25 protein-coding genes are annotated in these 22510 nt (G+C 68.3%); 7 read left to right on the top strand and 18 right to left on the bottom strand.

Going from position 1 to position 22510, the window contains the following annotated elements:
• Position 1: 1 nt before the first annotated feature.
• From ACW5F0_RS02960 to hemN, 16 genes are all read right to left on the bottom strand, one after another.
• Positions 2–724 carry a sulfite exporter TauE/SafE family protein gene (locus tag ACW5F0_RS02960; RefSeq protein ID WP_456964534.1) on the bottom strand — a complete coding sequence of 241 codons (723 nt, stop codon included), beginning with the start codon at positions 722–724 and terminating at the stop codon, positions 2–4.
• A complete protein-coding gene (gene ccoS, locus ACW5F0_RS02955; RefSeq protein ID WP_456964533.1) occupies positions 714–947 on the bottom strand; it encodes a cbb3-type cytochrome oxidase assembly protein CcoS in 234 nt (77 codons plus the stop codon). The genes ACW5F0_RS02960 and ccoS overlap by 11 nt, the downstream gene beginning before the upstream one ends.
• Positions 944–3361: a heavy metal translocating P-type ATPase gene (locus ACW5F0_RS02950; RefSeq protein ID WP_456998996.1), complete on the bottom strand. Its 2418-nt coding sequence runs from the start codon at positions 3359–3361 to the stop codon at positions 944–946. The genes ccoS and ACW5F0_RS02950 overlap by 4 nt, the downstream gene beginning before the upstream one ends.
• Before the next feature lies 1 nt (position 3362).
• Positions 3363–3866: a FixH family protein gene (locus ACW5F0_RS02945; protein ID WP_456998995.1), complete on the bottom strand. Its 504-nt coding sequence runs from the start codon at positions 3864–3866 to the stop codon at positions 3363–3365.
• Entirely contained in the window at positions 3866–5419 is a 1554-nt protein-coding gene (locus ACW5F0_RS02940) for a 4Fe-4S dicluster domain-containing protein (protein WP_456964530.1), read from the bottom strand. The genes ACW5F0_RS02945 and ACW5F0_RS02940 overlap by 1 nt, the downstream gene beginning before the upstream one ends.
• Positions 5416–5670 (bottom strand): hypothetical protein, encoded by a 255-nt coding sequence (locus ACW5F0_RS02935; protein WP_456965252.1) that lies wholly within the window; start codon positions 5668–5670, stop codon positions 5416–5418. Before ACW5F0_RS02935 ends, ACW5F0_RS02940 begins: the two co-directional genes overlap by 4 nt.
• A 41-nt stretch (positions 5671–5711) precedes the next feature.
• Positions 5712–6647: a cytochrome-c oxidase, cbb3-type subunit III gene (gene ccoP, locus ACW5F0_RS02930; protein ID WP_456964529.1), complete on the bottom strand. Its 936-nt coding sequence runs from the start codon at positions 6645–6647 to the stop codon at positions 5712–5714.
• Positions 6644–6787 carry a cbb3-type cytochrome oxidase subunit 3 gene (locus ACW5F0_RS02925; RefSeq protein WP_456964528.1) on the bottom strand — a complete coding sequence of 48 codons (144 nt, stop codon included), beginning with the start codon at positions 6785–6787 and terminating at the stop codon, positions 6644–6646. The genes ccoP and ACW5F0_RS02925 overlap by 4 nt, the downstream gene beginning before the upstream one ends.
• Complete coding sequence (gene ccoO / locus ACW5F0_RS02920) at positions 6784–7458, bottom strand: cytochrome-c oxidase, cbb3-type subunit II (protein ID WP_456998994.1); 675 nt, start codon at positions 7456–7458, stop codon at positions 6784–6786. Before ccoO ends, ACW5F0_RS02925 begins: the two co-directional genes overlap by 4 nt.
• A 1-nt stretch (position 7459) precedes the next feature.
• Positions 7460–8962: a cytochrome-c oxidase, cbb3-type subunit I gene (ccoN, locus tag ACW5F0_RS02915; RefSeq protein ID WP_456964526.1), complete on the bottom strand. Its 1503-nt coding sequence runs from the start codon at positions 8960–8962 to the stop codon at positions 7460–7462.
• Positions 8963–9208: 246 nt separating this feature from the next.
• Positions 9209–9664: an azurin gene (gene azu, locus ACW5F0_RS02910; protein ID WP_456964525.1), complete on the bottom strand. Its 456-nt coding sequence runs from the start codon at positions 9662–9664 to the stop codon at positions 9209–9211.
• Between the two features lie 98 nt (positions 9665–9762).
• On the bottom strand, positions 9763–10170 hold the full coding sequence (locus tag ACW5F0_RS02905) for a SirB2 family protein (RefSeq protein WP_456998993.1): 408 nt from the start codon (positions 10168–10170) through the stop codon (positions 9763–9765).
• A 4-nt stretch (positions 10171–10174) separates the two neighbouring features.
• Positions 10175–11413: an NnrS family protein gene (locus tag ACW5F0_RS02900; RefSeq protein ID WP_456964523.1), complete on the bottom strand. Its 1239-nt coding sequence runs from the start codon at positions 11411–11413 to the stop codon at positions 10175–10177.
• Positions 11414–11416: 3 nt separating this feature from the next.
• Positions 11417–13744 (bottom strand): nitric-oxide reductase large subunit, encoded by a 2328-nt coding sequence (locus ACW5F0_RS02895; protein ID WP_456964522.1) that lies wholly within the window; start codon positions 13742–13744, stop codon positions 11417–11419.
• Between the two features lie 122 nt (positions 13745–13866).
• Positions 13867–14625: a helix-turn-helix domain-containing protein gene (locus ACW5F0_RS02890; protein WP_456964521.1), complete on the bottom strand. Its 759-nt coding sequence runs from the start codon at positions 14623–14625 to the stop codon at positions 13867–13869.
• Positions 14626–14647: 22 nt separating this feature from the next.
• Entirely contained in the window at positions 14648–16051 is a 1404-nt protein-coding gene (hemN, locus tag ACW5F0_RS02885) for an oxygen-independent coproporphyrinogen III oxidase (protein ID WP_456964520.1), read from the bottom strand.
• A gap of 181 nt (positions 16052–16232) precedes the next feature.
• Between hemN and ACW5F0_RS02880 the strand changes: the two genes are divergently transcribed.
• Both ACW5F0_RS02880 and ACW5F0_RS02875 read left to right on the top strand, forming a co-directional pair.
• Positions 16233–16862 (top strand): hypothetical protein, encoded by a 630-nt coding sequence (locus tag ACW5F0_RS02880; RefSeq protein WP_456964519.1) that lies wholly within the window; start codon positions 16233–16235, stop codon positions 16860–16862.
• 65 nt (positions 16863–16927) lie between these two features.
• Positions 16928–17374 carry a hypothetical protein gene (locus ACW5F0_RS02875; protein ID WP_456998992.1) on the top strand — a complete coding sequence of 149 codons (447 nt, stop codon included), beginning with the start codon at positions 16928–16930 and terminating at the stop codon, positions 17372–17374.
• 15 nt (positions 17375–17389) lie between these two features.
• On the opposite strand, the gene ACW5F0_RS02870 is transcribed toward ACW5F0_RS02875, so the two are convergent.
• On the bottom strand, positions 17390–17530 hold the full coding sequence (locus tag ACW5F0_RS02870) for a hypothetical protein (protein ID WP_456998991.1): 141 nt from the start codon (positions 17528–17530) through the stop codon (positions 17390–17392).
• A gap of 79 nt (positions 17531–17609) precedes the next feature.
• Entirely contained in the window at positions 17610–18635 is a 1026-nt protein-coding gene (locus ACW5F0_RS02865) for a zinc-binding alcohol dehydrogenase family protein (protein WP_456964517.1), read from the bottom strand.
• A gap of 447 nt (positions 18636–19082) precedes the next feature.
• Between ACW5F0_RS02865 and ACW5F0_RS02860 the strand changes: the two genes are divergently transcribed.
• Genes ACW5F0_RS02860 through ACW5F0_RS02840 form a run of 5 tightly spaced genes read left to right on the top strand, consistent with a single transcriptional unit; the run spans position 19083 to position 22508 of the window.
• Positions 19083–19562, top strand: coding sequence for a winged helix-turn-helix transcriptional regulator (locus ACW5F0_RS02860; protein ID WP_456998990.1), 480 nt, complete (start codon positions 19083–19085; stop codon positions 19560–19562).
• The gene (locus ACW5F0_RS02855) at positions 19559–20164 is read left to right on the top strand and encodes a DsbA family protein (protein ID WP_456964515.1); all 606 of its coding nucleotides are present in this window, start codon (positions 19559–19561) and stop codon (positions 20162–20164) included. The genes ACW5F0_RS02860 and ACW5F0_RS02855 overlap by 4 nt, the downstream gene beginning before the upstream one ends.
• Complete coding sequence (locus ACW5F0_RS02850) at positions 20161–20862, top strand: SDR family NAD(P)-dependent oxidoreductase (RefSeq protein WP_456998989.1); 702 nt, start codon at positions 20161–20163, stop codon at positions 20860–20862. Before ACW5F0_RS02855 ends, ACW5F0_RS02850 begins: the two co-directional genes overlap by 4 nt.
• A 5-nt stretch (positions 20863–20867) precedes the next feature.
• Positions 20868–21320 carry a PaaI family thioesterase gene (locus tag ACW5F0_RS02845; protein WP_456964513.1) on the top strand — a complete coding sequence of 151 codons (453 nt, stop codon included), beginning with the start codon at positions 20868–20870 and terminating at the stop codon, positions 21318–21320.
• Between the two features lie 54 nt (positions 21321–21374).
• Positions 21375–22508 carry a zinc-binding dehydrogenase gene (locus ACW5F0_RS02840; RefSeq protein ID WP_456998988.1) on the top strand — a complete coding sequence of 378 codons (1134 nt, stop codon included), beginning with the start codon at positions 21375–21377 and terminating at the stop codon, positions 22506–22508.
• Positions 22509–22510 lie beyond the last annotated feature (2 nt).

The following is a 22510-nucleotide window of genomic DNA, read 5'->3' as shown; positions in this document are numbered from 1 at the left end:
CTCAGGGCGGCGGCAGGCAGCCCAGTGCCGCCAACGGTCCGGCAAGCGCGGGGATATGCATCAACCACGGCGCGGCAAGGGTCAGCACGCCCGCCGCGAGCACGAGCCCGCCAATGGCCATGCGCCAGGGTCCGCGTTGAAGCCACTGCCCCAGGCGCGCGCCCGACCAGGTCAGCGACACCATCAGCGGCAAGGTGCCGAGGCCGAAGGCGGCCATCGTCAGCGCGCCGTTGCGGGCATCGGCCTGCAGCCAGGCGGCCGCGAGCAGCGTGGTGCTGAGGCCGCAGGGCATCCAGCCCCAGAGCACGCCGAGCGCGAGCCGCTTGGCGGCGGTGTTGGCAGGCAACAAGGGCCGCTGCAGCACGCGCAGGTGCTGCCAGAGCGCGGCACCGGGGCGGCCGAGGAAGGACAGGCGGCCGGAGCGGTCGAGCAGCCGCAGCGCCACCAGCACCAGCACTGCGCCCACCAGCATGCGCGCGCCGAAAGCGAGCCAGGGGCTGCGCGCCGCGGCGAGGATGCCGCCGCCGATGCCGCCGGCGACCGCGCCGGCCAGCACGTAGCCACCCACGCGCCCGAGGTTGGGCTGCAGCGCCGGCCACCAGCCGCGGTGTCCGCCCATCGCCGAGAAGCCGGTGGCGATGCCGCCGCACATCGCTGCGCAGTGCACGCCGCCCATCAGGCCGGCCAGCAGCGCCGCGCCGATTGCGAGCCAGTCAGTCGGCATGGGTCCGGTCGCCCCGCGGTCGCCTTGCCGACTCGTCCGTTGGCACCGATGCGGCTGGCGGAGCGGCGGTGGGCGGGAGATCCGCGGCGTCATCGCGCAGGATGTCGATCGCCGCGGCGTCCAGGTTCTCGAACTGTCCCTTGCGCACCGCCCAGCGGAACGCCCAGACCGCCAGCAGCAGCAGCACCAGGCTCATGGGGATGAGGAACAGCAGGATGGTCATGCGGCCGGACTCCGCGCCAGGCGCAGCGCATTGACGGTGACGATGAGCGATGACAGCGCCATGCCCAAGGCCGCCACCCAGGGCGTTACCAGGCCGGCGGCGGCCAGCGGAATGGCCACCACGTTGTAGCCCAGCGCCCAGGCCAGGTTCTGCCGCACGATGGCACGCGTGCGCCGCGCCAGGCCGATGGCGGCGGGAACGCGCAGCAGCGACGGCCCCGTCAGCACCAGGCTCGCTGCGCGGTGGGCGAGGGCGGCCCCGCTGCCGATCGCGATTGACACGTCGGCCCCGGCCAGCACAGGGGCGTCGTTGAGGCCGTCGCCGACCATCGCCACTGTCCTGCCCCCGGCCTGGAGGGCGCGCACGCCGCGCAGCTTGTCCTCGGGAGACTGGCGCGATGCTGCACGGTCGATGCCGAGCTGGTCGGCGAACGCGTTCACCGGTGCCGCGGCGTCACCGCTGGACAGGTGCACCTCGATGCCCAGCTCGCGCAGCGCGGTCACGGCTGCGGCGGCATCGGCGCGCGGCGGTTCTTCCAGCACGAAGCGTGCGACCGCCTCGCAGCCATCGCCCAGCCACAGCGCACCGTCATCGGCGCGACCGGCCGCGAAGTCGGCGCGGCCCATGCGCCAGGCGCGACCCTCGACCGTGCCGGCGATACCGAGCCCCGGGTGCTCCTCCACCGCCTCGACGGCCAGGCCGGCGTCCTGCCCTGTGAACGCACGCGCGATCGGATGCAGGCTGTCGCGTTCCAGCGCCGCGGCGATGCCCAGCGCGTCTTCGATATCGAGGCCGCTGAAGGCCTCCACGCGCGCGAGCGTGGGCTGTCCGCTGCCAAGGGTGCCGGTCTTGTCGAATACGATGTCGGTGGCCGCCGCCAGCGACCCCAGCGCGTCCGGGTTGGTCGACAGCACCCCGAGCTTCGCCAGCGCGCCGTTGGCGACCGTGAGCGCCGTGGGCACCGCCAACGACAGCGCGCAGGGGCAGCTGATCACCAGCAGGGCGATGGTGACCTCGAGCGCGCGCGACGGGTCGTACACCCTCCAGCCGAGATAGACCACGACCGCGGCCAGCAGGATCCCGGCCACGAAGCGGCTGGAGAAGGCGTCCGCCAGCTGTGCCGCACGGGGGCGGTGCGACTGCGCGCGCTCGACCAGGGATTCCAGCTCCGACAGGCGGGTGCCGGCGCCAACCTGCTCGACGCGGATCCGCGCCGGCGCTTCGCGGCAGACGGTGCCGGCGAAGATGGTGTCGCCGGGAGCATGCAGCACCGGATGCGCTTCGCCGGTCAGCAGTGCTTCCTCGAAGCGCGCACTGGCCTCGAGCAGGATGCCGTCGGCGGGCACGGTGTCGCCGGCGGCGATGCAGGCGATGTCGCCAGCGACCAGGGCCGCGGTCGGCACGACCTCGCGGCTGCCGTCGGCCAGCTCGCGCGTCGCAAGCTCGGGCCGCGCCCGCGCCAGCGTGTCGACCTGGGCCACGGCGATGCGCCGCGCCCGCTGTTCGAGCATGCGCGCACCGAGCAGCAGGAAGACGAACATCACCGCGGCGTCGTACCAGACATGGGTGCCGCCGCGGAGGGTTTCGAACACGCTGGCGAAGTAGGCCAGCAGGGTGGAGCTGGCGATCAGCGTGTCCATGCCCAGCTGGCGGTTGCGCAGCTCGCGCAGCATGCCGGCGATGAACGGCCAGCCGCACCAGAACACCACCGGCGTCGACACCAGCAGGGTGATCCAGCGGAAGAAATCGCGCGTGGCGATCGGCATCTGCTGGTAGATGTCGAGATACAGCGCCTCGGCGAACATCATCGCCTGGATCGAGACCAGGCCCGCGATGCCGATGCGCACGAGGTCGCGGTTGCGCTGCGCGCGGCGCTCGCGCTCGCGCGCGCTGCCCGATGCGAGGTAGGGCACGTAGCCGAGGCCGGCCAGGCGCCGCAGCAGGGCGGAGAGTGCGGTGCGCGCCGGGTCCCAGGCGATGCGGATGCGGCCGGTCACGGCATTGGCGACGACTTCGAGTACGCCGGGTTCGCGGGCCACCGCCCGGTCGACCAGCCAGGCGCAGGCCGCGCAGCGCATGCCGTCGGTCAGCACCGTGATCTCGCGGCCGCCATCGACGTCGCGCACATGCCCGGCCTGGACGTCGTCGCGGTCGAAGGCGGCGAGCTGGGCGTCGAGGTCGGTGGCGGCGCGGCCGCCCCGCTGGGTGCGCAGGCGGTAGTAGTCGACGAGGTTGGCGTCGCGGATCCACTGCGCGGCGGCGGCGCAGCCGTCACAGCAGAAGCGGCGCTGTTCGCCGTCGATGCGCGCGCTGGCCGGGTCCGGGGGCAGGGCGTCACTGCAGTGAAAGCAGCCTTCGCCCACGCCCTGCGCGTCGCGCACGGCGGTGGCCGTGACGACCGCGCCCGCGTTCACCTCACTCCTGCTCGCCGGAGGACACCGGCAGGTGCGCCGCGCGCAGATTCCTGGGCAGGCGGCCCTTCAAGCGCCAGGGCATGCCCTCGGGCATCAGCTCGACGTTCCAGTCGTTGTCCTGACCGACTGTGGCCTCGGCGCGCCAGCCGTTGTCGCTGGGTTCGGCGCGCAGCTCGACGTCGGAGGCGGCCGCGATGGGATGGCGCAGCACCACCCGCAGCGGCTGGTCGCGCCTGAACTCGCCGGTCACGGGAAGCACTTCGACATAGCCTTCGTCGATACGGATGATCGCGCTCAGGCCCAGTTCGCGCGCCCGGGCGTCGGGGCTCAGGTCGGAGACCTGGATCTGCGCGGTGCGCTGGACCACGTCGCCCACTGAATCGCTCGAATCGCGGAGCGCAAGGCTGAGCAGGCTCACCCCGGCAATCACGGACGCCAGCGGCAGCGCGATCACCAGCCACATCATGGGTTCGCGCCAGAAGGGGCGCTTTTTCTCGTCTGTCATCACATGGGTCCGAAGAAGCTGCTGTCGACCGTCTCGCTGGCCTCGCCGTCGATGGTCTCGACACGGAAGGTCAGGGAGTGGCGGCCCTTGAGGGAGTCGGGGGCGGCGATGATCACGGGCACGCTGATCACCTGCTGGGCATCCGCGCGTACGGCGTCGAGGCCCGTGCCGCGCAGCTCGATGCCGGCCGCGCCGCCTTCGATGGCGATGCGATAGGTGCTGGCGCCGTCGCTCTTGTTGACCACCTTGATGGTGTAGTCGTTTTCCACTTGGCCATCGGCGACCACGCGGTAGAGCGCGTTGCGATCGCGCAGCACCTCGACGATCAGCGGGCTGCGCATCTGCACGCCCGCCACCCAGGCCACGCTCAGCGCCAGCAGCAGGGCGCCGTAGACCAGCACGCGAGGACGCATGACGCGAGTGGGCTTGCTGTCGATCGCGTTCTGGGTGCTGTAACGGATCAGGCCGCGTTCGAAGCCCATCTTGTCCATCACGTCGTCACAGGCGTCGATGCACGCGCCGCAGGCGATGCACTCGTACTGCAGGCCGTTGCGGATATCGATGCCGGTCGGGCAGACCTGCACGCACAGGGTGCAGTCGATGCAGTCGCCGAGCTCGTCGGTGGCGAACTTCGGCAGCGGCTCGGCCACCTCGCCGATGCCGCCAAGCGTGATCGTGCCCGCGGCCTGCACGCGGTTGTCGGCCGCGGTCGGGTGCAGTGCCGCGCGGAACACGTAGTCGTAGGCGGTGATCTGGTCGAGCAGGCCGCGCGCACGCTGGACAACGCTGCCCAGGCCGCGCTTGCGTGGCCCGCGCGGCTCGCCGCGCATCGGGTCGTAGGCGATGATCAGGGTATTGCGGTCGAACATCGCGCTCTGGAAGCGCGCGTAGGGACACATGTACTTGCACACCTGCTCGCGCAGGAAGCCGGCGTTGCCCCAGGTGGCCAGTGCGTAGAACACCACCCAGAACACTTCCCAGCCGCCCCATTCCAGGCGCGGCAGGCGCGCGGCCAGGTCGCCGATGGGCGTGAAGAAGCCGACGAAGGTGAAGCCGGTCCAGAGTGCGAACACCAGCCACAGCGTGTGCTTGGCACCCTTGCGCAGGACCTTCTCGCGGGTCCAGGGGCCGGCGTCGAGCTTGATGCGCTTGTTGCGCTCGCCCTCGGTCCAGCGCTCCATCCACAGAAACACTTCCGTCCACACCGTCTGCGGGCAGGCATAACCGCAGAACAGGCGCCCGGCCAGCGCGGTGAAGAAGAACAGCGCCAGCGCGGCGATGATCAGCAGCAGCGCCAGGAACAGGAAGTCCTGAGGCCAGAAGGTCAGGCTGAAGACGTGGAACTTGCGCGCCGGCAGGTCGAACAGCACCGCCTGGCGGTCGTCCCAGCGCAGCCACGGAAAGACATAGAACATGCCCAGCAGCCAGAACACGGCGGCCACGCGCAAGGTGTTCAGGCGTCCGGAGACTTCGCGCGGATAGACCTTGCGCTCGCTGACGTACATCGAGCCGCCGGTGTCCTCGGCGAGCTCCAGGGGAATACGACGGTTCATCTGTCGGGGGGAAGCGCCTTGTTGTACCGGCTTGCCGGGCGCAGCAGGATCCATGTGAAAAGGCTCGAGGCCGCCGTGGCGACCCAGAACATGAAGAAGGCGATCGAATAGCCGAGGCTGCGGCTGATCTCGACGTCCGGGAAGGTGATGTCGCGCAGCATCAGCGGGTCGACGAAGGCCGAGAACACCATCGTCGCGACGCCGGCGGCGAAGAAGCTGGGCCACAGGATGGCACCGACCCGCTGCGCCATGGGGCGCGGCGGGTGGTCGAAGCCGGGGCCCGGGACGTGGCTCACTGGGTGTCCGCGCTCTGCGCCTGGTCGCCCTCACCGCGGGACAGCGACCAAACATAGGACGCCACCAGCCGGGACCGGGTCTCGCCAAGCAGGTCGCGGTGCGCCGGCATGACGCCGTGGCGGCCCTTGTTGATGGTCTCCATGATCGACTCGACGGAGTTGCCGTACATGGTGTAATCGTCGGTCAGGTCGGGCGCGCCGAGGTCCTGGTTGCCCGCGCCGTCGATGCCGTGGCAGGCCACGCAGACGCCTTCGTACAGGCCCTTGCCCTGGGCGGCGAAGAAGTCGTTCTCCGGCACTTCACCGGCCAGCGCGCGCACGTAGGTGGCGACGGAGAGCACGGCGTTGTTGCCGCCCATGCCGGTGAGGACCGTGCCCCATTCCGGCATCACGCCCTGGCGGCCGTCGAGGATGCTTTCGAGGATGCGCTCCTCGGAGCTGCCCCAGTGCCAGATGTCGTCGGTCAGGTTGGGGTAGCCGACCGCGCCCTGCGCGGAGGATCCGTGGCAGGTCGCGCAGGTGTTGGCGAAGATCGCGTGCCCGAGCTCGACCGCACGCGGATCGCCCGCAAGCGCGGAGATCGGCTGGCCGTCATAGGGACGGAAGGTCTCGGCGAGGACGGCGTCCTGGCGGGCCTTGTCGGCGTCGTGTTCGCCGGCCGAGGTCCAGCCGCTGATGCCCTTGAAGTTGCCCAGGCCCGGATACCAGATCAGGTAGCCGACGGCGTACACCATGGTCAGGTAGAAGCCGATGATCCACCAGCGCGGCAGCGGCTTGTTGTACTCGGTGATGTCGCCGTCCCAGACGTGGCTGGTGTCGTCGGGCTTGGGATCGCCCGGGCGGCGCCGGGCGGTCCACGCCAGCAGGGCCCAGAGGCCGGCGATGTTCAGCACCACCAGCACGATGACATAGATGCTCCAACCGGTGGTCATTCCCGGGGCTCCTCGGAATCGTCCTCAAGGGGCAGCTGCGCGGCTGCGTCGAACTCGGCCTGGTGCATGGGCCGCCATATCCAGATCCAGCCGCCGACGAACAGCAACAGCAGGGCCACGGTGATGATCCCGCCCATCATTGCGCGGCCTCCGTGGATGCCGTGGCGGCGGCGCCGACCGTCGGCGCGTGCAGGCCCAGGCCCTGCAGGTAGGCGACCACCGCGTCGAGCTCGGTCCTGCCGGCAACGATCCCGGCGGCATCGGCGATCTCTTCGTCGGAGTAGGGATCGCCAAGCCGCTGCAGCTGCCGCATGTTGCGGCTGACCGCCCGGCCGTCGACCGGCGTGTCCGCGAGCCACGGGAAGGACGGCATGTTCGATTCCGGCACGACTGCACGCGGGTCGATCAGGTGCACGCGATGCCAGTCGTCGGAGTAGCGGCCGCCGACGCGGGCCAGGTCCGGCCCGGTGCGCTTGGAGCCCCACAGGTGCGGGCGATCGTAGACCGACTCGCCGGCCAGCGAGTAATGGCCGTAGCGCTCGGATTCGAAGCGCAGGGTACGGATCATCTGCGTGTGGCAGTTGGCGCAGCCCTCGCGCACGTAGATGTCGCGGCCTGCGAGCTCGAGCGCCGGATAGGGCTCGACGCCGGGCAGGGGCTCGATCGCCTCGGCCTGGTACATCAGGGGCACGATCTCGGCCAGCCCGCCGAAGGACACGGCAATCGCCACCAGGCCGATCAGCAGGCCGACGTTCTTCTCGATCTTCTCGTGCGCGTTGGGCGGCGGGGGAATCTTGTTCTGTTCGCTCATGTCAGGCTGCCTGGACTGGAACGCGGGCGTCGGACGGGTCGGGCGGCAGCAGCGGCTGCGGGGCCGGATTCCTGGCCATCTGGAATGTCTTCCAGGTGTTGACCGCCATCAGGAGCATGCCGACAAGGATCAGCAGGCCGCCGCCGAAGCGCACGAGGTAGTAGGGATAGGTGGCGTTGAGGGACTCGACGAAGCTGTAGGTCAGCGTGCCGTCGGCGTTGGTCGCGCGCCACATCAGGCCCTGCATCACGCCAGCGATCCACATCGCTACGATGTAGAACACCACGCCGATGGTGTGCAGCCAGAAGTGCGCGTCGATCCACTTGATCGAATACATCTCCTTGAGGCCGAGCACGCGCGGCATCAGCGAATAGATCGAGCCGATGGTGATCATGGCCACCCAGCCCAGGGCGCCGGCGTGCACGTGGCCGACGGTCCAGTCGGTGTAGTGCGACAGCGAGTTGACCGTCTTGATCGACATCATCGGCCCCTCGAAGGTGGCGATCATGTAGAACGACAGCGCGACGATCAGGAACTTCAGGATCGGGTCGGTGCGCAGTTTGTACCAGACACCCGACAGGGTCATGATTCCGTTGATCGCGCCGCCCCAGCTGGGCGCCAGCAGGATCAGCGAGAACACCATCCCCACCGACTGCACCCAGTCGGGCAGGGCGGTGTAGTGCAGGTGGTGCGGGCCGGCCCACATGTAGACCGCGATCAGCGCCCAGAAGTGGACGATCGACAGGCGATAGGAATAGATCGGGCGCCCGGCCTGCTTGGGCACGAAGTAATACATCATGCCGAGGAAGCCGGTGGTCAGCAGGAAGCCGACCGCGTTGTGGCCGTACCACCACTGCACCATCGCATCGACCGCGCCGCTGTAGACCGGGTAGGACTTGGTCCAGCCAGAGGGGATCGCGATGTTGTTGACGATGTGCAGCAGGGCGATGGTGATGATGTACGCGCCGAAGAACCAGTTCGCGACATAGATGTGCTGCACGCGTCGCTTGGCGATCGTGCCGAAGAACAGCACCGCATACGCGATCCAGACCACGGCGATCAGCCAGTCGATCGGCCATTCGAGTTCGGCGTACTCCTTGCTCTGGCTCATGCCCATCGGAAGCGTGATGACCGCCGCCACAAGCACTGCCTGCCAGCCCCAGAATACGAATGACGCCAGCCTGTCGGAGATGAGGCGGACATGGCAGGTGCGTTGGACCACGTGCAGGCTGGTGGCGAACAGCGCGCAGACCCCGAAGGCGAAGATCACGCCGTTGGTGTGCAGCGGACGCAGGCGGCCGTAGCTCAGCCACGGGATGCCTTCGGCGATGGTCGGCCAGTAGAGCTGTGCGGCGATGAACACGCCGACGGCCATGCCGACGATGCCCCAGACCACGGTCGCGATCGTGAACTGGCGTACCACCTTGTCGTTGTAGTAGCCGGACCTGGCTGCGTCTTGGCCGCTGGCGGCCAGGGCCGAAGCGGTGGCGGGGGTCGATGACATGGGCGGGAGACCTTGGTTGCTTGGTATGTATTCTGCGGCGCGGCGCGCGGCCCGGGATTGATCGTGATCAATGTGGACGTCGGATCCACCCGCAGGCAGCGTGCTGCCGGGCACGGGCCGGCAGCACGCTGCCGGCGGATGTTGCATCCGCACATTATAGGCCGCCGCCATGCGAAAGGGGCGCGCCAGGGCGCGCCCCTTGGGGCATGCAGGTCCGCGGCACCCGGCCGCGACCCTTGATTTTTCTTACGGAATGACGACCAGTTTGCCCTTCATCAGCGCGGCGTGGCCGGGGAAGGAACAGAAGAAGGTGTAGTCGCCGCCGGCAGTGAGCTTGCTGCCCGGGAACGATGCCTTGGTGCTTGCACCGCCGCCGATCATGTCGGTGGCGCCCAGCACCTTGGCGTCATTCTCGGGCAGGTAACCCGCGGCCGCACCCGCCTTGGCGCCGGCCGCGTTGACCGCGGACACGTCGGCCGTTGCGGAAACCACAACGTTGTGTCCCATCGCCACCACCGGCAGCTGGCCGGTGTGCGCGAGCTCGATGTTGATCGTCTTGCAGGACGCCGACACCGTGACCTCCTTCTGGTCGAATTGCATGCGGTCGTCGCCGTTGAGCTTGATCGTGCAGTTGGACGCCGCCGCGGCGCCGCCGAAGGCGAGCAGTCCGAGGCCGAGTGTGGCGATGATGAAACGCTTCATGGTGCATCTCCTTGGGGGTTTGATTGCGTGCGCCGGCGCAGTGGTCCGGTGCATGGGTGCATTATCCGGCCGCGGGGTGCCCGCGGCCATGACATGGGTCAAGCGGCAGTCAGCAGCCATGCCAGCCCGCCCGGGTGGTGCGTCCTGGCAATCGTGTACATGAAGCCGAACACCGCCAGCGCCGCGAAATAGCAGGCCACGCGCACGCGCGGCGTCCGCCCGCGCTTGAGCGCGAACGTGCCCAGCACCACGTAGACCACGAGCAGCGCGAGCTTGGCCGCCAGCCAGCCGTTGGCGAACATCGCCCCGGGAAGGATGGTGAGCAGCATCAGCGCCGCGGTCAGCAGCGTGGTGTCGATGGCGTAGCTCAGGTAGCGCACCGGCGCCGCCGTCGCCAAGCGCGGCCGTCCCGCCTGCACCAGCAGCCCGCGCAGCGCGAACAGCAGCCCGCTGGCCAGTACCGTGGCCACGTGCACCCATTTGATCTGGGGGTAGAACTCGATCATCGGCTCACCCCGGGCGCCCATCCTTGCGCGGCGACAGGTAGATCCCGCCGATCCTCGCAACCCAGGGGGCCAGTGCCAGCAGCCAGCCCAGCGCCGCCACCGCCCACCAGGCGCCGGCATCCGTCGAGACATCCGCCAGGATGCGCGCCACGGCCACCACCTGGATCGCAGCGAAGGCGAACCAGGCCACGCCAGTCATCTCGATCTTCCGACCCGAATGGCCATGGGTGACCCGCGTCACCATGGCCACCAGCACGCTGCCGAAGAAGCCCACGAACAGCGCGTGCGCAGGCGCCCGGCCAAGGATGAATCCGTCGCCGGCGAGGTAGACCAGGCTTTGCACGGCGTAGAGCGCGAAGGTCACCGGCAGCCAGGCCAGCCCCAGGAACAGCACTGCAAGGATTCCGGGCTTGGGCCCACGCGGCCACCAGCGCCCGAGCGCCAGCAGAGACAGCGCCAGCAGCGGCAGGTCGGCCAGCCACAGCCAGGCGTAGGCGTGCGCCAGCTCCAGTCCCAGATGAAGCAGGCAGAGCGCCCAGGCCGTGGCCAGCAGCCACATCGGACGCCATGCCACATAGCCCGGGACCACGTTGGCGGCGAAGAACGGGAACATGCGGTGCGCCACCGTGAGGTAGACCGGCAGCAGCAGTCCGAAGGTGCCGATCTTGATGCTGGCGAAGATCCACTGCGGGCTCCCGGTCAGCAGGGCGCCCCCGAACGCGGCCAAGCCCAGCCAGCCCAGCGCCAGCGCGGCGAAACAGGAGCGCGCATGCCATGTGCGGTTGCGGTCGCGCAGCACCAGGTCGCCGAGGAAGCACAGGCCCGCGGTCCAGCCCGCGAGCGTCATCGCGACGCCGACCTCGATGCCGGCAGGCGCACCCAGCGCACCCATCAGGGTCGCCACCTGTCCGCCGAACATGCCGATGCCCACCGGCACGTAGTGCCATCGCGCCGCGTCCGGCAGGCCCATCCACTTCGGGAAGGTGGTCAGCAGGAAGCCGAAGATGAAGCTCGGCAGCATCTGGTACTGCATGACGAGCGCATGCAGCCAGCCGGCATAGGGATCGGGTTGCGGCATCTGCAGCAGCCCGGGCCAACGCGCGGCGACCAGCCAGGCCGTCCACCACGCCATCGCCAGCAGCACGTTGCCGGCGCCGACGAAGAACATCAGCCTGTGCGGCGCCGCTGCGAGCTGCACGAACGGCGCCGAAGCGCCGCCGTGCCGGGTGTCGTTGCCCGCCATGCCTCAGGCCTGTTCCCGGCCTTCCGCGCCCGGCACCGGCTCGCGACGCGGAGCGATCCACAGCCGCAGCACGAACCAGGTCAGCGCGAAGGCACCGATGCTGAAGATCGTGTCGCCCGGCACCCGCATCCATACCAGCAGGTCGACGATCGGCTGCTGCATGAACTCGGCCGAACGTGCGTAGGCATAGCCATGCTCGATCGCCGCCAGCAGCTGCATCGTGCCCAGCGGCAGCAGTGTGAGCAGGGCCATGAGGGCGAGGCCGATGTTGAGGCACCAGAACGACACCTTCAGCGCTCCCGTATCCCAGACCATCTGCCCGCGCAGGCCGCGTAGGCAGAACAGCATCAGGGCGATGCCGAGCATGCCATACACACCAAACAAGGCGGTGTGGCCGTGGAGCGGCGTCAGGTTCAGGCCCTGCATGTAGTACAGCGACAGCGGCGGGTTGATGAGGAAGCCGAACAGGCCTGCGCCCACCAGGTTCCAGAACGACACCGCGATGAAGAACATCACCGGCCAGCGGTAGCGGGCCATCCAAGGCGTCGCCTTGCCGTATTTCCAGGTCTGGTAGCCCTCGAAGCCGATATAGGCCAGCGGCACTACTTCAAGCGCGGAGAAGCTGGCGCCCAGGGCGACCACCGCCGTCGGCGTGCCGACGAAGTACAGGTGGTGCAGGGTGCCCAGCACGCCGCCGGCCATGAAGATGATCGTGGCGAACAGTACCGCGACCGTGGCCGTGGACGTCTTCAACAGGCCGAGCTTGGTGAAGATCAGCGCCATCACCGCGGTCGCGAATACTTCGAAGAAGCCTTCGACCCACAGGTGCACCAGCCACCAGCGCCAGTACTCGACCTCGGAGATGTGCGTGTGCTCACCCCACATCAGCGCCGACGCGAAGAACAGGCCGATCGCGGCAGTGGCCATGAACAGCAGGCCGACGATGTGCCGAGTTTCGTTGTCTCGGTTCCTCAGTACCGGCCACAGCCCGCGCCCGACCAGCGCCACCCACAGCAGCAGTCCGACGAACAGGTACCACTGCCAGAAGCGGCCCATGTCGGCGTATTCCCAGCCCTGGTGGCCGAACCAGAAGTTGTGTTCAAGGCCGAGCTTCTGCATCACCGCGAACCACTGCCCGGCGAACGAGCCCACCACGATGATGATCAGCGAGAAGAACAGGAAGTTCACTCCGAAGCGCTGGAACTTCGGCTCGTGTCCCGACAGCAGCGGCGCGATGTACAGCCCGGTGCCGAGCCATGCCACCGCGATCCACAGCACCGACAGCTGCGTGTGCCAGGTGCGCGACAGCGAGTAGGGCAGGACCTCGGACAGCGCGAAACCGTAGGCGTCCTGGCCCTCCACCTGGTAGTGCGCGGTGATCGCGCCCAGCAGGATCTGCACCAGGAACAGGCCCAGCACCAGCCAGAAGTACTTGGCCACTGCCCGCATCGATGGAGTGATGCGCACCGCGGCGAAGGGATCGCTCGCCGGGATGGCGTGGCCGCGCTCTTCCTTGTCGTGGGTGACCGCGTGGTGCCAGCCGAGGAGCGCGATGCCCAGGATCAGGAACAGCACGCTGAACGCCGACCAGACCCACAGCGGTGCGGCGGGCGTGTTGCCGACCAGCGGCTCGGACGGCCAGTTGTTGGTGTAGGTGACCTGCTTGGGCACGACGCCGGTCCTGTCGGACACCATGTTGTCGCCGCTTTCGAGCGGACGCTCGGTGGTCGCCGCCCAGGCCGTCCACCAGAAGAACGCCGTCATCGCCTGCCGGTACTCGGCATCGTGGATGGTGTCGTTCTTCATTGCGTAGGCTTCGCGCAGCTCCGCCGTGGCCGGGTCGTTGCCGAACAGGCTCACGTAGTGCGCGGCGACCCGGGAAATCGCGGCGGCCCGGTCGGCGTCCAGGGTGACGGTGCCGGTGGCCGGGTCGTAGGTGTTCCGGCGCATCATTTCCTGCAGGCGACCCTGCAGGTTGGCGCGCTCGGCCGCCGGCAGGTCCGCCCAGGCAGCCGCGGTGCCGCCTTCGCTGGCCCAGCCGTCGAGCACGGCCACCGCTTCGCGGTGCAACCAGTCGGCGCTCCAGTCGGGAGCCACGTAGCCGCCGTGTCCCCAGATCGAGCCCAGTTGCATGCCGCCGATCGACTGCCAGACCTGGCGGCCGCGTTCGATGTCGGCACGGGTGTAGATGACGCTGCCGTCTTCCGAGACCACCTGCTCGGGGACCGGTGGCGCTGCGCGGAAGATCTCGCCGCCTGCCCAGAGCAGGACGGAGAACGATGAGACGAGGAGGACGGCCAGGCCGATCCAGAGCTTGCGATAGTTGCTCATGACGCACTCGTTTGACGGATGCCGCAATGCTCCGGATGCAGCCGGGACCCCGCCATGACGCAGGTCAAGAGTGCGTGCGACTCAGTCCAGGAGTGCGCTTCCAGCCCGGAAGCCGCGGGACGCTACTGCTTCCAGAGCACCGGTGCAGCGAGTGCGCCCAGCCGCGCCTGGTCGAGGATCTCGAGCTCGCGGCGGTCGACGTGCAGCAGCGCGTCGGCCTGGAAGCGTTTGAGCACGCGGCTGACGGTCTCCGGCGCCAGGCGCAGGTAGTTGGCGATGTCGGTGCGGGCCATGGTCAGCTGGAAGCGATCGGGCGAGAAGCCGCGCGCGGCCAGGCGGCGCGACATCATCACCAGGAAGGCCGCCAGGCGTTCGTCGGCCGTCCAGTCGCCGGCGAGCAGGGCGGCACGGCCGATGTCGCGACTGAGCAGGCGGAACAGGTGCTGTTGCAGGCCGGGCAGGCGCCCGGCGAGCACCGAGATCTTCGGGAACGAGAAGCGGCACAGCATCACCGTGTCGAGCGCGACCGCGTTGACCGGGTAGGTGTCGCCGTCGATGCCGTCCAGGCCGATCACCTCGCCCGGGAAATGGAAGCCGAGCACGTGCTCGCGGCCATTGGGATCGATGATGTAGGTCTTGACCGTGCCTGCACGCACCGCGGCGATGGCCTCGAACGGGTCGCCGACGCGGAAGACGTGGTCGCCGGCATGCAGCGGGCCGACGTGCTCGACCAGCATGTGCAGTTCGCCCAGCGACCCCTTGTCCATGCCCTGCGCCATGCACGCCTGCGAGAAGGCGCAGGTGGAGCAGAAGTGGAAGGCATCGCCGTCGTCGGCCAGCACGCTGGGATCGACGCGTGGGAACGCGACCTTGTCATTCACCACGCCGGCGCCTCCCCTTGCGTCAGATCGCGCGAGAGAAGCGGGGCCGTGTATCGGGGTCGGCGGGGGCAGGGGTGAGGTAGCGATCGAAGCACATGGCAATGTTACGCAAGAGCAGCCGTCCGCGCGCGGTCACCTTGATCCGGCCGGGCTCGATCCGCACCAGGCCGTCGTCCTCCAGCGGCTTCATCTTTTCCAGAGCCTCGGCGAAATATTCCCGGAAAACAATGGCATGCCGGCGCTCCAGCGCGTCCATCGGCACTTCCGCCTGGCACATCAGCTGCTGGATCAGGTCGGCGCGGATCACGTCGTCTTCCTCCAGGCGCATGCCGCGGAACACCGGCAGGCGGCCTTCGTCGATCGCGAACTGCCAGGACGGCAGGTCGCGCGGGTTCTGGCTGAAGGTGTCGCCGATGTGGCTGATCGCGCTCACCCCCAGGCCGACCAGGTCGCTGTCGGCGTGGGTGGTGTAGCCCATGAAGTTGCGGTGCAGGCTGCCACGCGCCTGGGCCATGGCCAGGTCGTCGTCGGGCAGGGCGAAGTGGTCCATGCCGATGTACTGGTAGCCGGCACCCGACAGCTTGGTGATCGCCAGTTCCAGCAGCGCGAGCTTCTCCTCCGGGCTGGGGAGGTCTTCGGCCCTGATCTGGTTCTGGGGGCGGAAGACCTCCGGCAGGTGCGCATAGCCGTAGACCGCCAGGCGATCGGGACGCATCTCCACCACGGTGTCGAGCGTGCGCGCGAAACCTTCCGGATTCTGCTTCGGCAGGCCGTAGATCAAGTCCACGTTGACCGAGCGGAAGCCGTTGCCACGGCAGGCATCGACAACCGCACGCGTTTCCTCGACCGACTGGATGCGGTTCACCGCTTCCTGCACGACGGGATCGAAATCCTGCACGCCGAAGCTGGCACGGGTGAATCCGATCCGGCCCAGCTCGGCGATGTCGGCGGGCGACACGAAGCGCGGGTCGAGTTCGATGGAGATATCGCTTTCTTCCGGGCGCCCGAAATGGAACTGGCGGCGCAGCGCGTCGACCAGTTCGCCGATCTGGCCTGGATGCATGAAGTTCGGAGTGCCGCCGCCAAGGTGCAGCTGCACCACTTCGCGGTCGCGGTCGAAGAGCGCCGCGGTCATGTCGATCTCGCGGTACAGGCGCGCCAGATAGGTCTCGGCGCGCGACTTGTCGCGGGTGATGATGCGGTTGCAGCCGCAGTAGAAGCAGGGGCTGACGCAGAACGGAACGTGGACGTACAGCGACAGCCGGCGCGGGATCGGATCGCCGTTGCTGGCGGCAGCGGCGTCGCGCAGATGGTCCTCGCCGAACGCATTGTTGAACTGCGGTGCGGTGGGGTAGGAGGTGTAGCGCGGACCGGGCCGGTCGTAGCGGCGCAGGAGCTCGGCGCTGAAGGGGAGGGAAGCGTCCATGGGAAGGGATCGTGCCGCAGCCGCGGCGGGCACGCCTTGATTCCGGTCAAGCATGGGGCAGGGCGGTCGCGGGCTAATCCGACACGATCGGCTTGAGCTGCCTCAAGCACCGCACGTAGCGCTTCGGCTAGTATCCGCGCACACCCGCCCTCCGGGCATGCACGCACACATGGAGCCAACGATGAACGCGAAGCCGTCCGTTTGCCTGTTTCCTTTCGCCGCAGCGCTCGCGCTCGCCCTGGCCGCTACCGGCTGCAGCGCTGCCGTCGCCACAGACGCGGACCAGGTGGAACAGGGCACCGGAGACCAGGTTGAAACCATCGTGCAGGCAGAGGTCGCGGTGCGCGGAGCCGTCTCCGCCATCGATCTCGAACAGCGGCTGGTGACCCTGGATACCGGCACCGGCTCCCGCGTCCTGCCCGTCGACCCGCGCGTCGCCGACCTCGACAAGCTCCGCGTGGGCGACGTCGTGGACGTGCGTTACCACCGTTCGATCCTGTTCGACATCCAGCCCGGCGGCACGGCGGAGCCGGGCGCCTGGATCGCCGAAGACGGTCGCGCGGGCGACGGCCCTGACGGCGCACCCGCGCGCGTCGGCGAACAGGAAGTCACGGTGCTGGCAACTGTGGTGGAGGTCGATGGCGGGGCGGGCGCATTCACCGTCCAGGGTCCGACGGGCAATGTGCGCACCCTGCAGGCCGAGACGCCCGAGCATCGGGAAGCGGTCAGGAAGATCACGGTCGGCGACCTGCTGCGCGTGCGCTTCCGCGAAGGTTTGGCGGTGTCGCTTGCGCCGGTGGAGGTGCACTAGCGGATACGTTTCCGCGCCCTCGCTGGCGCGGGGAACCGGCATTCACCCGTTTGGCAGGAGGCCGTATGCGGGAAGCATCCAGGGAGGGTGGGTGGCTGGCGCTGTTGCTGGTCGTGGGCGTGGCGATGCCGGGATCGATCGCTCCAGCCGCTGCGCAGACCGTGCAGAAGTGCATCGATGCGGATGGCCACGTCACGTTCACCAGCGGTGCGTGTGCGGACGGTCATCTGCTCGCGAACACGTATGACGCCGTGCCGGAGCCGGCCGCGAACGCCGCGGCTGCGAGACCCGTCCCACAGCAGCGACAGACCGGCGCTTCGTCGCGATCCGCTACGACTGCCCGAACCGGCTCGCGGACCACGCGTCCGGCCCGGACGACGACGCGCGGCAAATCAGACCGTTGCCAGGCTGCCCGCGACCGGCGCGAGCAGACACTCCGGCGCGTGGGCCTGAAGCGGACATTCGATCTGTTGCGGAAGCTCGATGACGAGGTCTGGGCGGCCTGTCGATAGAGCGGGGTGGGCGACTCAGGTGCGCACCAGGCGCGCCACGGACTCAGCGACCGGCGCCTCGCCTTCGGGCAGCTCGATGATGATGTGGCTCACCGCCGGGTGTTCGATCTCCACGCCACCCTTGCCCGAGCCGCCGATGATGAAGACCTTGCGCATGATGAATGCCTCTTCGATGTGTGGAGTCCGGATCAGATCACAGCGGCCGTATGCGCTTGGTGTCGCGCCATTGGGGCAATCACCGGGCCGCGAACCCTTCCAGGACGATCTTGCCGCGCGCCTTGCCGCTTTCGATCAGGCCGTGGGCCTGTTTCAGCGTGGCCGCGTCGATGGGGCCGAGGCGTTCGGCCAGCGTGGTGCGCAGCGTACCGGCGTCGACCAGGCGCGAGACCTCCTCGAGCACCGCGCCCTGGGCGGCGATGTCGGGGGTATCGAACATCGAGCGGGTGAACATGTATTCCCAGTGCACCGACACGCTCTTGCGCTTCAACAGGCCGAGTTCGAACGTCACCGGGTCATCGATCAGCGCCAGCCGGCCCTGGGGCGCGATCAGCGCGGCGATCTGCGCCAGGTGCTCGTCGGTGTGCGTCGTCGAGAAAACGAACGCGGGGGCACCGAGCCCGAGCGCGGCGACCTGGTCAGCCAGTGGCTGGCGGTGGTCGATGACATGGTGGGCGCCGAGGTCCTTGACCCAGGCGTGGGTTTGCGGCCGTGACGCGGTGGCGATGACGGTCAGGTCGGTCAGCCGGCGTGCAAGCTGGGTCGCCATCGAGCCGACGCCGCCCGCGGCGCCGACGATCAGGATGGCCGGTGCCGCGCCCGGCACCTGGTGATCGCGGACTTGCAGACGCTCGAACAACGCTTCCCAGGCGGTGATCGAGGTCAGCGGCAGGGCCGCTGACTCGGCCCAATCGAGGCTGCGCGGCTTGTGGCCGACAATGCGCTCGTCGACCACGTGGAACTCGGCGTTGGTGCCGGGCCGGGTGAGCGAGCCGGCGTAGAACACCTCATCGCCGGGCTTGAACAGGCTGGCGTCGGGGCCGGCCTCGACCACCACGCCGGCGGCGTCGAAGCCCAGCACCTTCCACGTGCCGGCCTCGGGTTGCGCGTTGCGACGGACCTTGGTGTCGACCGGATTGACCGACACCGCGCGTACCTGGACCAGCAGATCGCATCCGGACGCGACCGGTCGCGGCAGTTCGATGTCGACCAGGGCAGCGACGTCGTTGATGGGTCGCGAGGTCTGGTAGCCGACGGCACGCATGACGAAGTCCTTCAAGGCGGGGCGCATCAATGTGATGGATGGGCATGTTCTTCGCAAGAATGCACATGAATCATCCAAGTGTCGAAGGTGTATCCGCAAGGTGGAGTACAGCCTGGCCGAGCGCGGCCGCAGTCTGGCACCGGACTTCAGAAGGTATAGGACTCGCCGTCCGCCGGAACCAGCACGCGTTCGGGATCCATGCCCGTTGCCTTGATGTGGTCGTGCAGGTCCTGGCGCGTCTGCATGGCGTGATTGACGGCTTCCATTCATCGCCATGCTGTCCACCGGTGATGCTCAGCTGCGTACCGTTGAAGACGATGTTGCGGGTCAACACGCGCACGTCGGTGAAGTCATCCTGGCGGATGTCGACAAAAGCTCTGAAACACATATACTTCAATAATTGAAGTAATAGGTACCGGCAAATTGAAAGTGAAGTCTTTCGCAGGAATGCGGTGTTCCATCGCGGGCGCGCTCGAGCTGATCGGGGATCGCTGGACGCTGCTGCTGATCCGCGACCTGTCGCTCGGGCTCCGCCGCCATGACGCGCTGCGCGAGAGCACGGGCATTCCCACCGCCACGCTGGCGGCGCGCCTGAAGCATCTGACGCAGCACGGCATCGTCGAACAGTCGCGGTACCAGGAGCGACCACCACGGGTCGAATACCAGCTGACGACCAAGGGCCGCGACCTGTGGAAGGTCAGCGTCGCACTGCGCGAATGGGGCGACCGCTGGGATGCGAGCGGCGTTGGCGCGCCGACCGTGGAGACAATCGATTGCGAGACCGGGCGACCGCTGCGCCTGGCGCTGGTCGATCCCGAAACCGGCACGGCCGTGCCCACGAACCGCATCCAGCTTCGCCCCGGACCCGGTGCCGACGACGGCGTTCGCCATCTTCTGAACAACCTCGCCACAGGAGCAGCCCGATGACGCAACCGCTCGAACTCTTCTACGATTTCCGCAGCCCATACAGCTACCTTGCCTTCACGCAGCTACGCGAGATGGGCGTCGACCTCGTGCTCAGGCCGATGATGGTGCTGAAGGTGATGGAGGCGGTCGGCAACGTGCCGACCACGCTCACCTGCGCCGCCAAGAGGCGTTACGCCCGCGACGACCTGGCGCGGTGGGCGCAGCGCTACGGCTTCGCTCTGAACCCGTCGGACATGCGCGCGAACGATGGCGATGCCTGTTCGCGCGCGGTGCTGGCGGCGGGCTCGCCCGCGGATGCCGCGACGATCACGCTGGCGCTGTACCGTGCGTGCTGGAGCGAAGGCAAGGCGCTGGCCACGAAGGACGACATCCTTGCCGTCATCGCCGCGGCCGCAACCGGGATCAATGTCGACGCCGACGCGATCGCCGCGCGGATCGATGCGCCCGAAACGATTGCGCAGCTGGAGGCCAACACCCGCGAAGCCATCGAGCGCGGCGTGTTCGGCTCACCGACCATGTTCGTCGGCGACGCGATGTTCTTCGGCAACGACCGTCTCGATTTCGTGCGCGAACATCTCGCGCACCTGGAGCAAGCTGCATGACCGACAAGACCACCAAACCGCTCGCCCTCGTGACCGGGGTCGGCCCCGGCACCGGCACTGCCCTGGTGCGGCGCTTCGCCGAGGGTGGCTACCGCGTGGCGATGCTGGCGCGCAACGCCGATCGCCTCGCGGCGCTGGAAGCAGAGATCCCCGACACCATCGCGGTGCTCTGCGACGTGACTGACGTGGCCGCGCTCGAGCAGGCCATCGCCGACGTCGGCATGCCGAAGGTGGTCGTCCACAACGCCGTGGGCGGTGCGTTCGGCACGTTCATGGAGATCGAGGCGGAGACGCTGCAGAAGAACTTCGACATCAACACGATGGCGCTGTTCAACCTCGCGCGGCTGACCGCCCCGGCGATGGTGGAGGCCGGCGAGGGCGCGTTGATCGTGACCGGCAATACCTCTGCCCAGCGCGGCAGGGCGGGCTTTGCCGGGTTCGCGCCGACGAAAGCGGCGCAGCGGATCCTGGCCGAATCACTGGCCCGCGACCTGGGACCGAAGGGCGTGCATGTCGCCTATCTGATCATCGACGCGGTGATCGACGTGCCCTGGCAGCGCGAGCGGCTGCCCGAAGCGGCGGACGACTTCTTCATCTCGCCCGCCTCGATCGCGGGCGAGGTCTGGCACCTCGCGCACCAGCCGCGCGACGCCTGGTCGTTCCTCGCCGAAGTCCGGCCCTTCCACGAGCCGTGGTGAGCGCCGTGGACACGTGGGGAGACGACGCGCTCAACGGCCTCGAGCAGCTTCGCGCCCTGATGGTGGCAGGAGCCAACCAGCCGCCGATGGGCGAAACGCTCGGCTTCACGCTGGTCGAGGTCGATCGCGGCCATGCCGTGTTCGAAGGCACGCCCGACCGGACCGTCTACAACCCGCTTGGCTCGGTGCACGGCGGCTATGCGGCGACCCTGCTCGACAGCGCCTGCGGCATTGCCGTGCACAGCCAGCTCGACGCCGGGCGCGGGCACACCACCCTCGAACTGAAGGTGTCGTACCTGCGCCCGCTCACCGACAGCAGCGGCACGGTGCGCGCGGCCGGCCGCGTCGTCTCGATGGGACGGCGCGTCGCGTTCGCCGAGGCGACGCTGCATGACGGCGAGGGTCGCTTGTGTGCGACGGCCACGTCGACGCTGCTGGTATTCGATATCGAGCGCTGAGCGATCGCATTCCGTGCGCTCCTCCCGTTCGAGAATTCCCATGAGGCAACTGAGATGGACAAGACGATGAAAGGACTGGAACTGCGATCGCTGGCGACGTCCGATGGACAGCTTCGCCTGAGCCTGGAGACGGTCGTGCTGGATGAGCCCGGCCCGGATGAGCTGGTGGTGCGGGTCGAGGCCACGCCCATCAATCCATCCGACCTTGGGCTCCTGCTCGGCCCTGCCGATGTATCGACCGTCCGGGCCGAAGGCGCGCCGGAACGGCCGGTGCTGGTCGCCGACATTCCGCAGCAGCGCCTGGCGGCCATTCGCAGTCGGCTGGATCAATCGCTGCCGGTCGGCAACGAAGGCGCGGGCACCGTCGTCAAGGCGGGTCGCGATGTGCAGCATTTCCTTGGCAAAAAAGTCGGGATGCTGGGCGGCGGGATGTATACGCAGCTGCGCAAACTGCGGGCGCAGGACTGCATCCTGCTGCCCGATGACGTGGACGTCGCGGACGGCGCGTCGATGTTCGTCAATCCGCTGACGTCGCTTGGCTTCACCGAGACGATGAAGGCCGAGGGGCACAGCGCCATCGTGCAGACCGCCGCCGCTTCGAACCTGGGCCAGATGCTCAACAGGATCTGCCTTGCGGACGGGATCGGGCTGGTCAATATCGTGCGCAGCAGCGCGCAGGCGGCGATTCTCCGCGAGATCGGCGCACGCCACATCGTCGACAGCACGTCGCCCGACTTCCAGGCCGAGCTGACGGAAGCGATTGCTGAAACCCGCGCCACCATCGGCTTCGACGCCATTGGTGGCGGCAAGCTGGCCGGCCAGATCCTGCAGGCGATGGAAACGGTCGCCAGCCGCGGCGTCACCACCTACAACCGCTACGGCTCGGATGCGTTCAAGCAGGTCTATATCTACGGCGCCCTGGACACCGGGCCGACCGTGATCGATCGGACGTTCGGCTTTGCCTGGAACGTCGGCGGATGGCTGCTTTTCCCGTTCATGCAGAAGGCGGGCCAGGAGGTCGCGGCGCGGATGCGCCAACGTGTCGTGGATGAGCTGACAACGACTTTCGCCAGCCACTACACGAAGACCATCAGCCTCACGGATGCGCTCCAGCCAGAAATTTTGGCTGCGTACGAGCGCAAGTCGACCGGCGAGAAGTATCTGATCAACCCGTCCTTGCAGGTGTAAAG

The organism is Luteimonas sp. A534 (genome assembly GCF_054072805.1).
The sequence above is the reverse complement of the archived record's forward strand: the minus strand, read 5'-3'. Positions and strand labels throughout refer to the sequence as shown.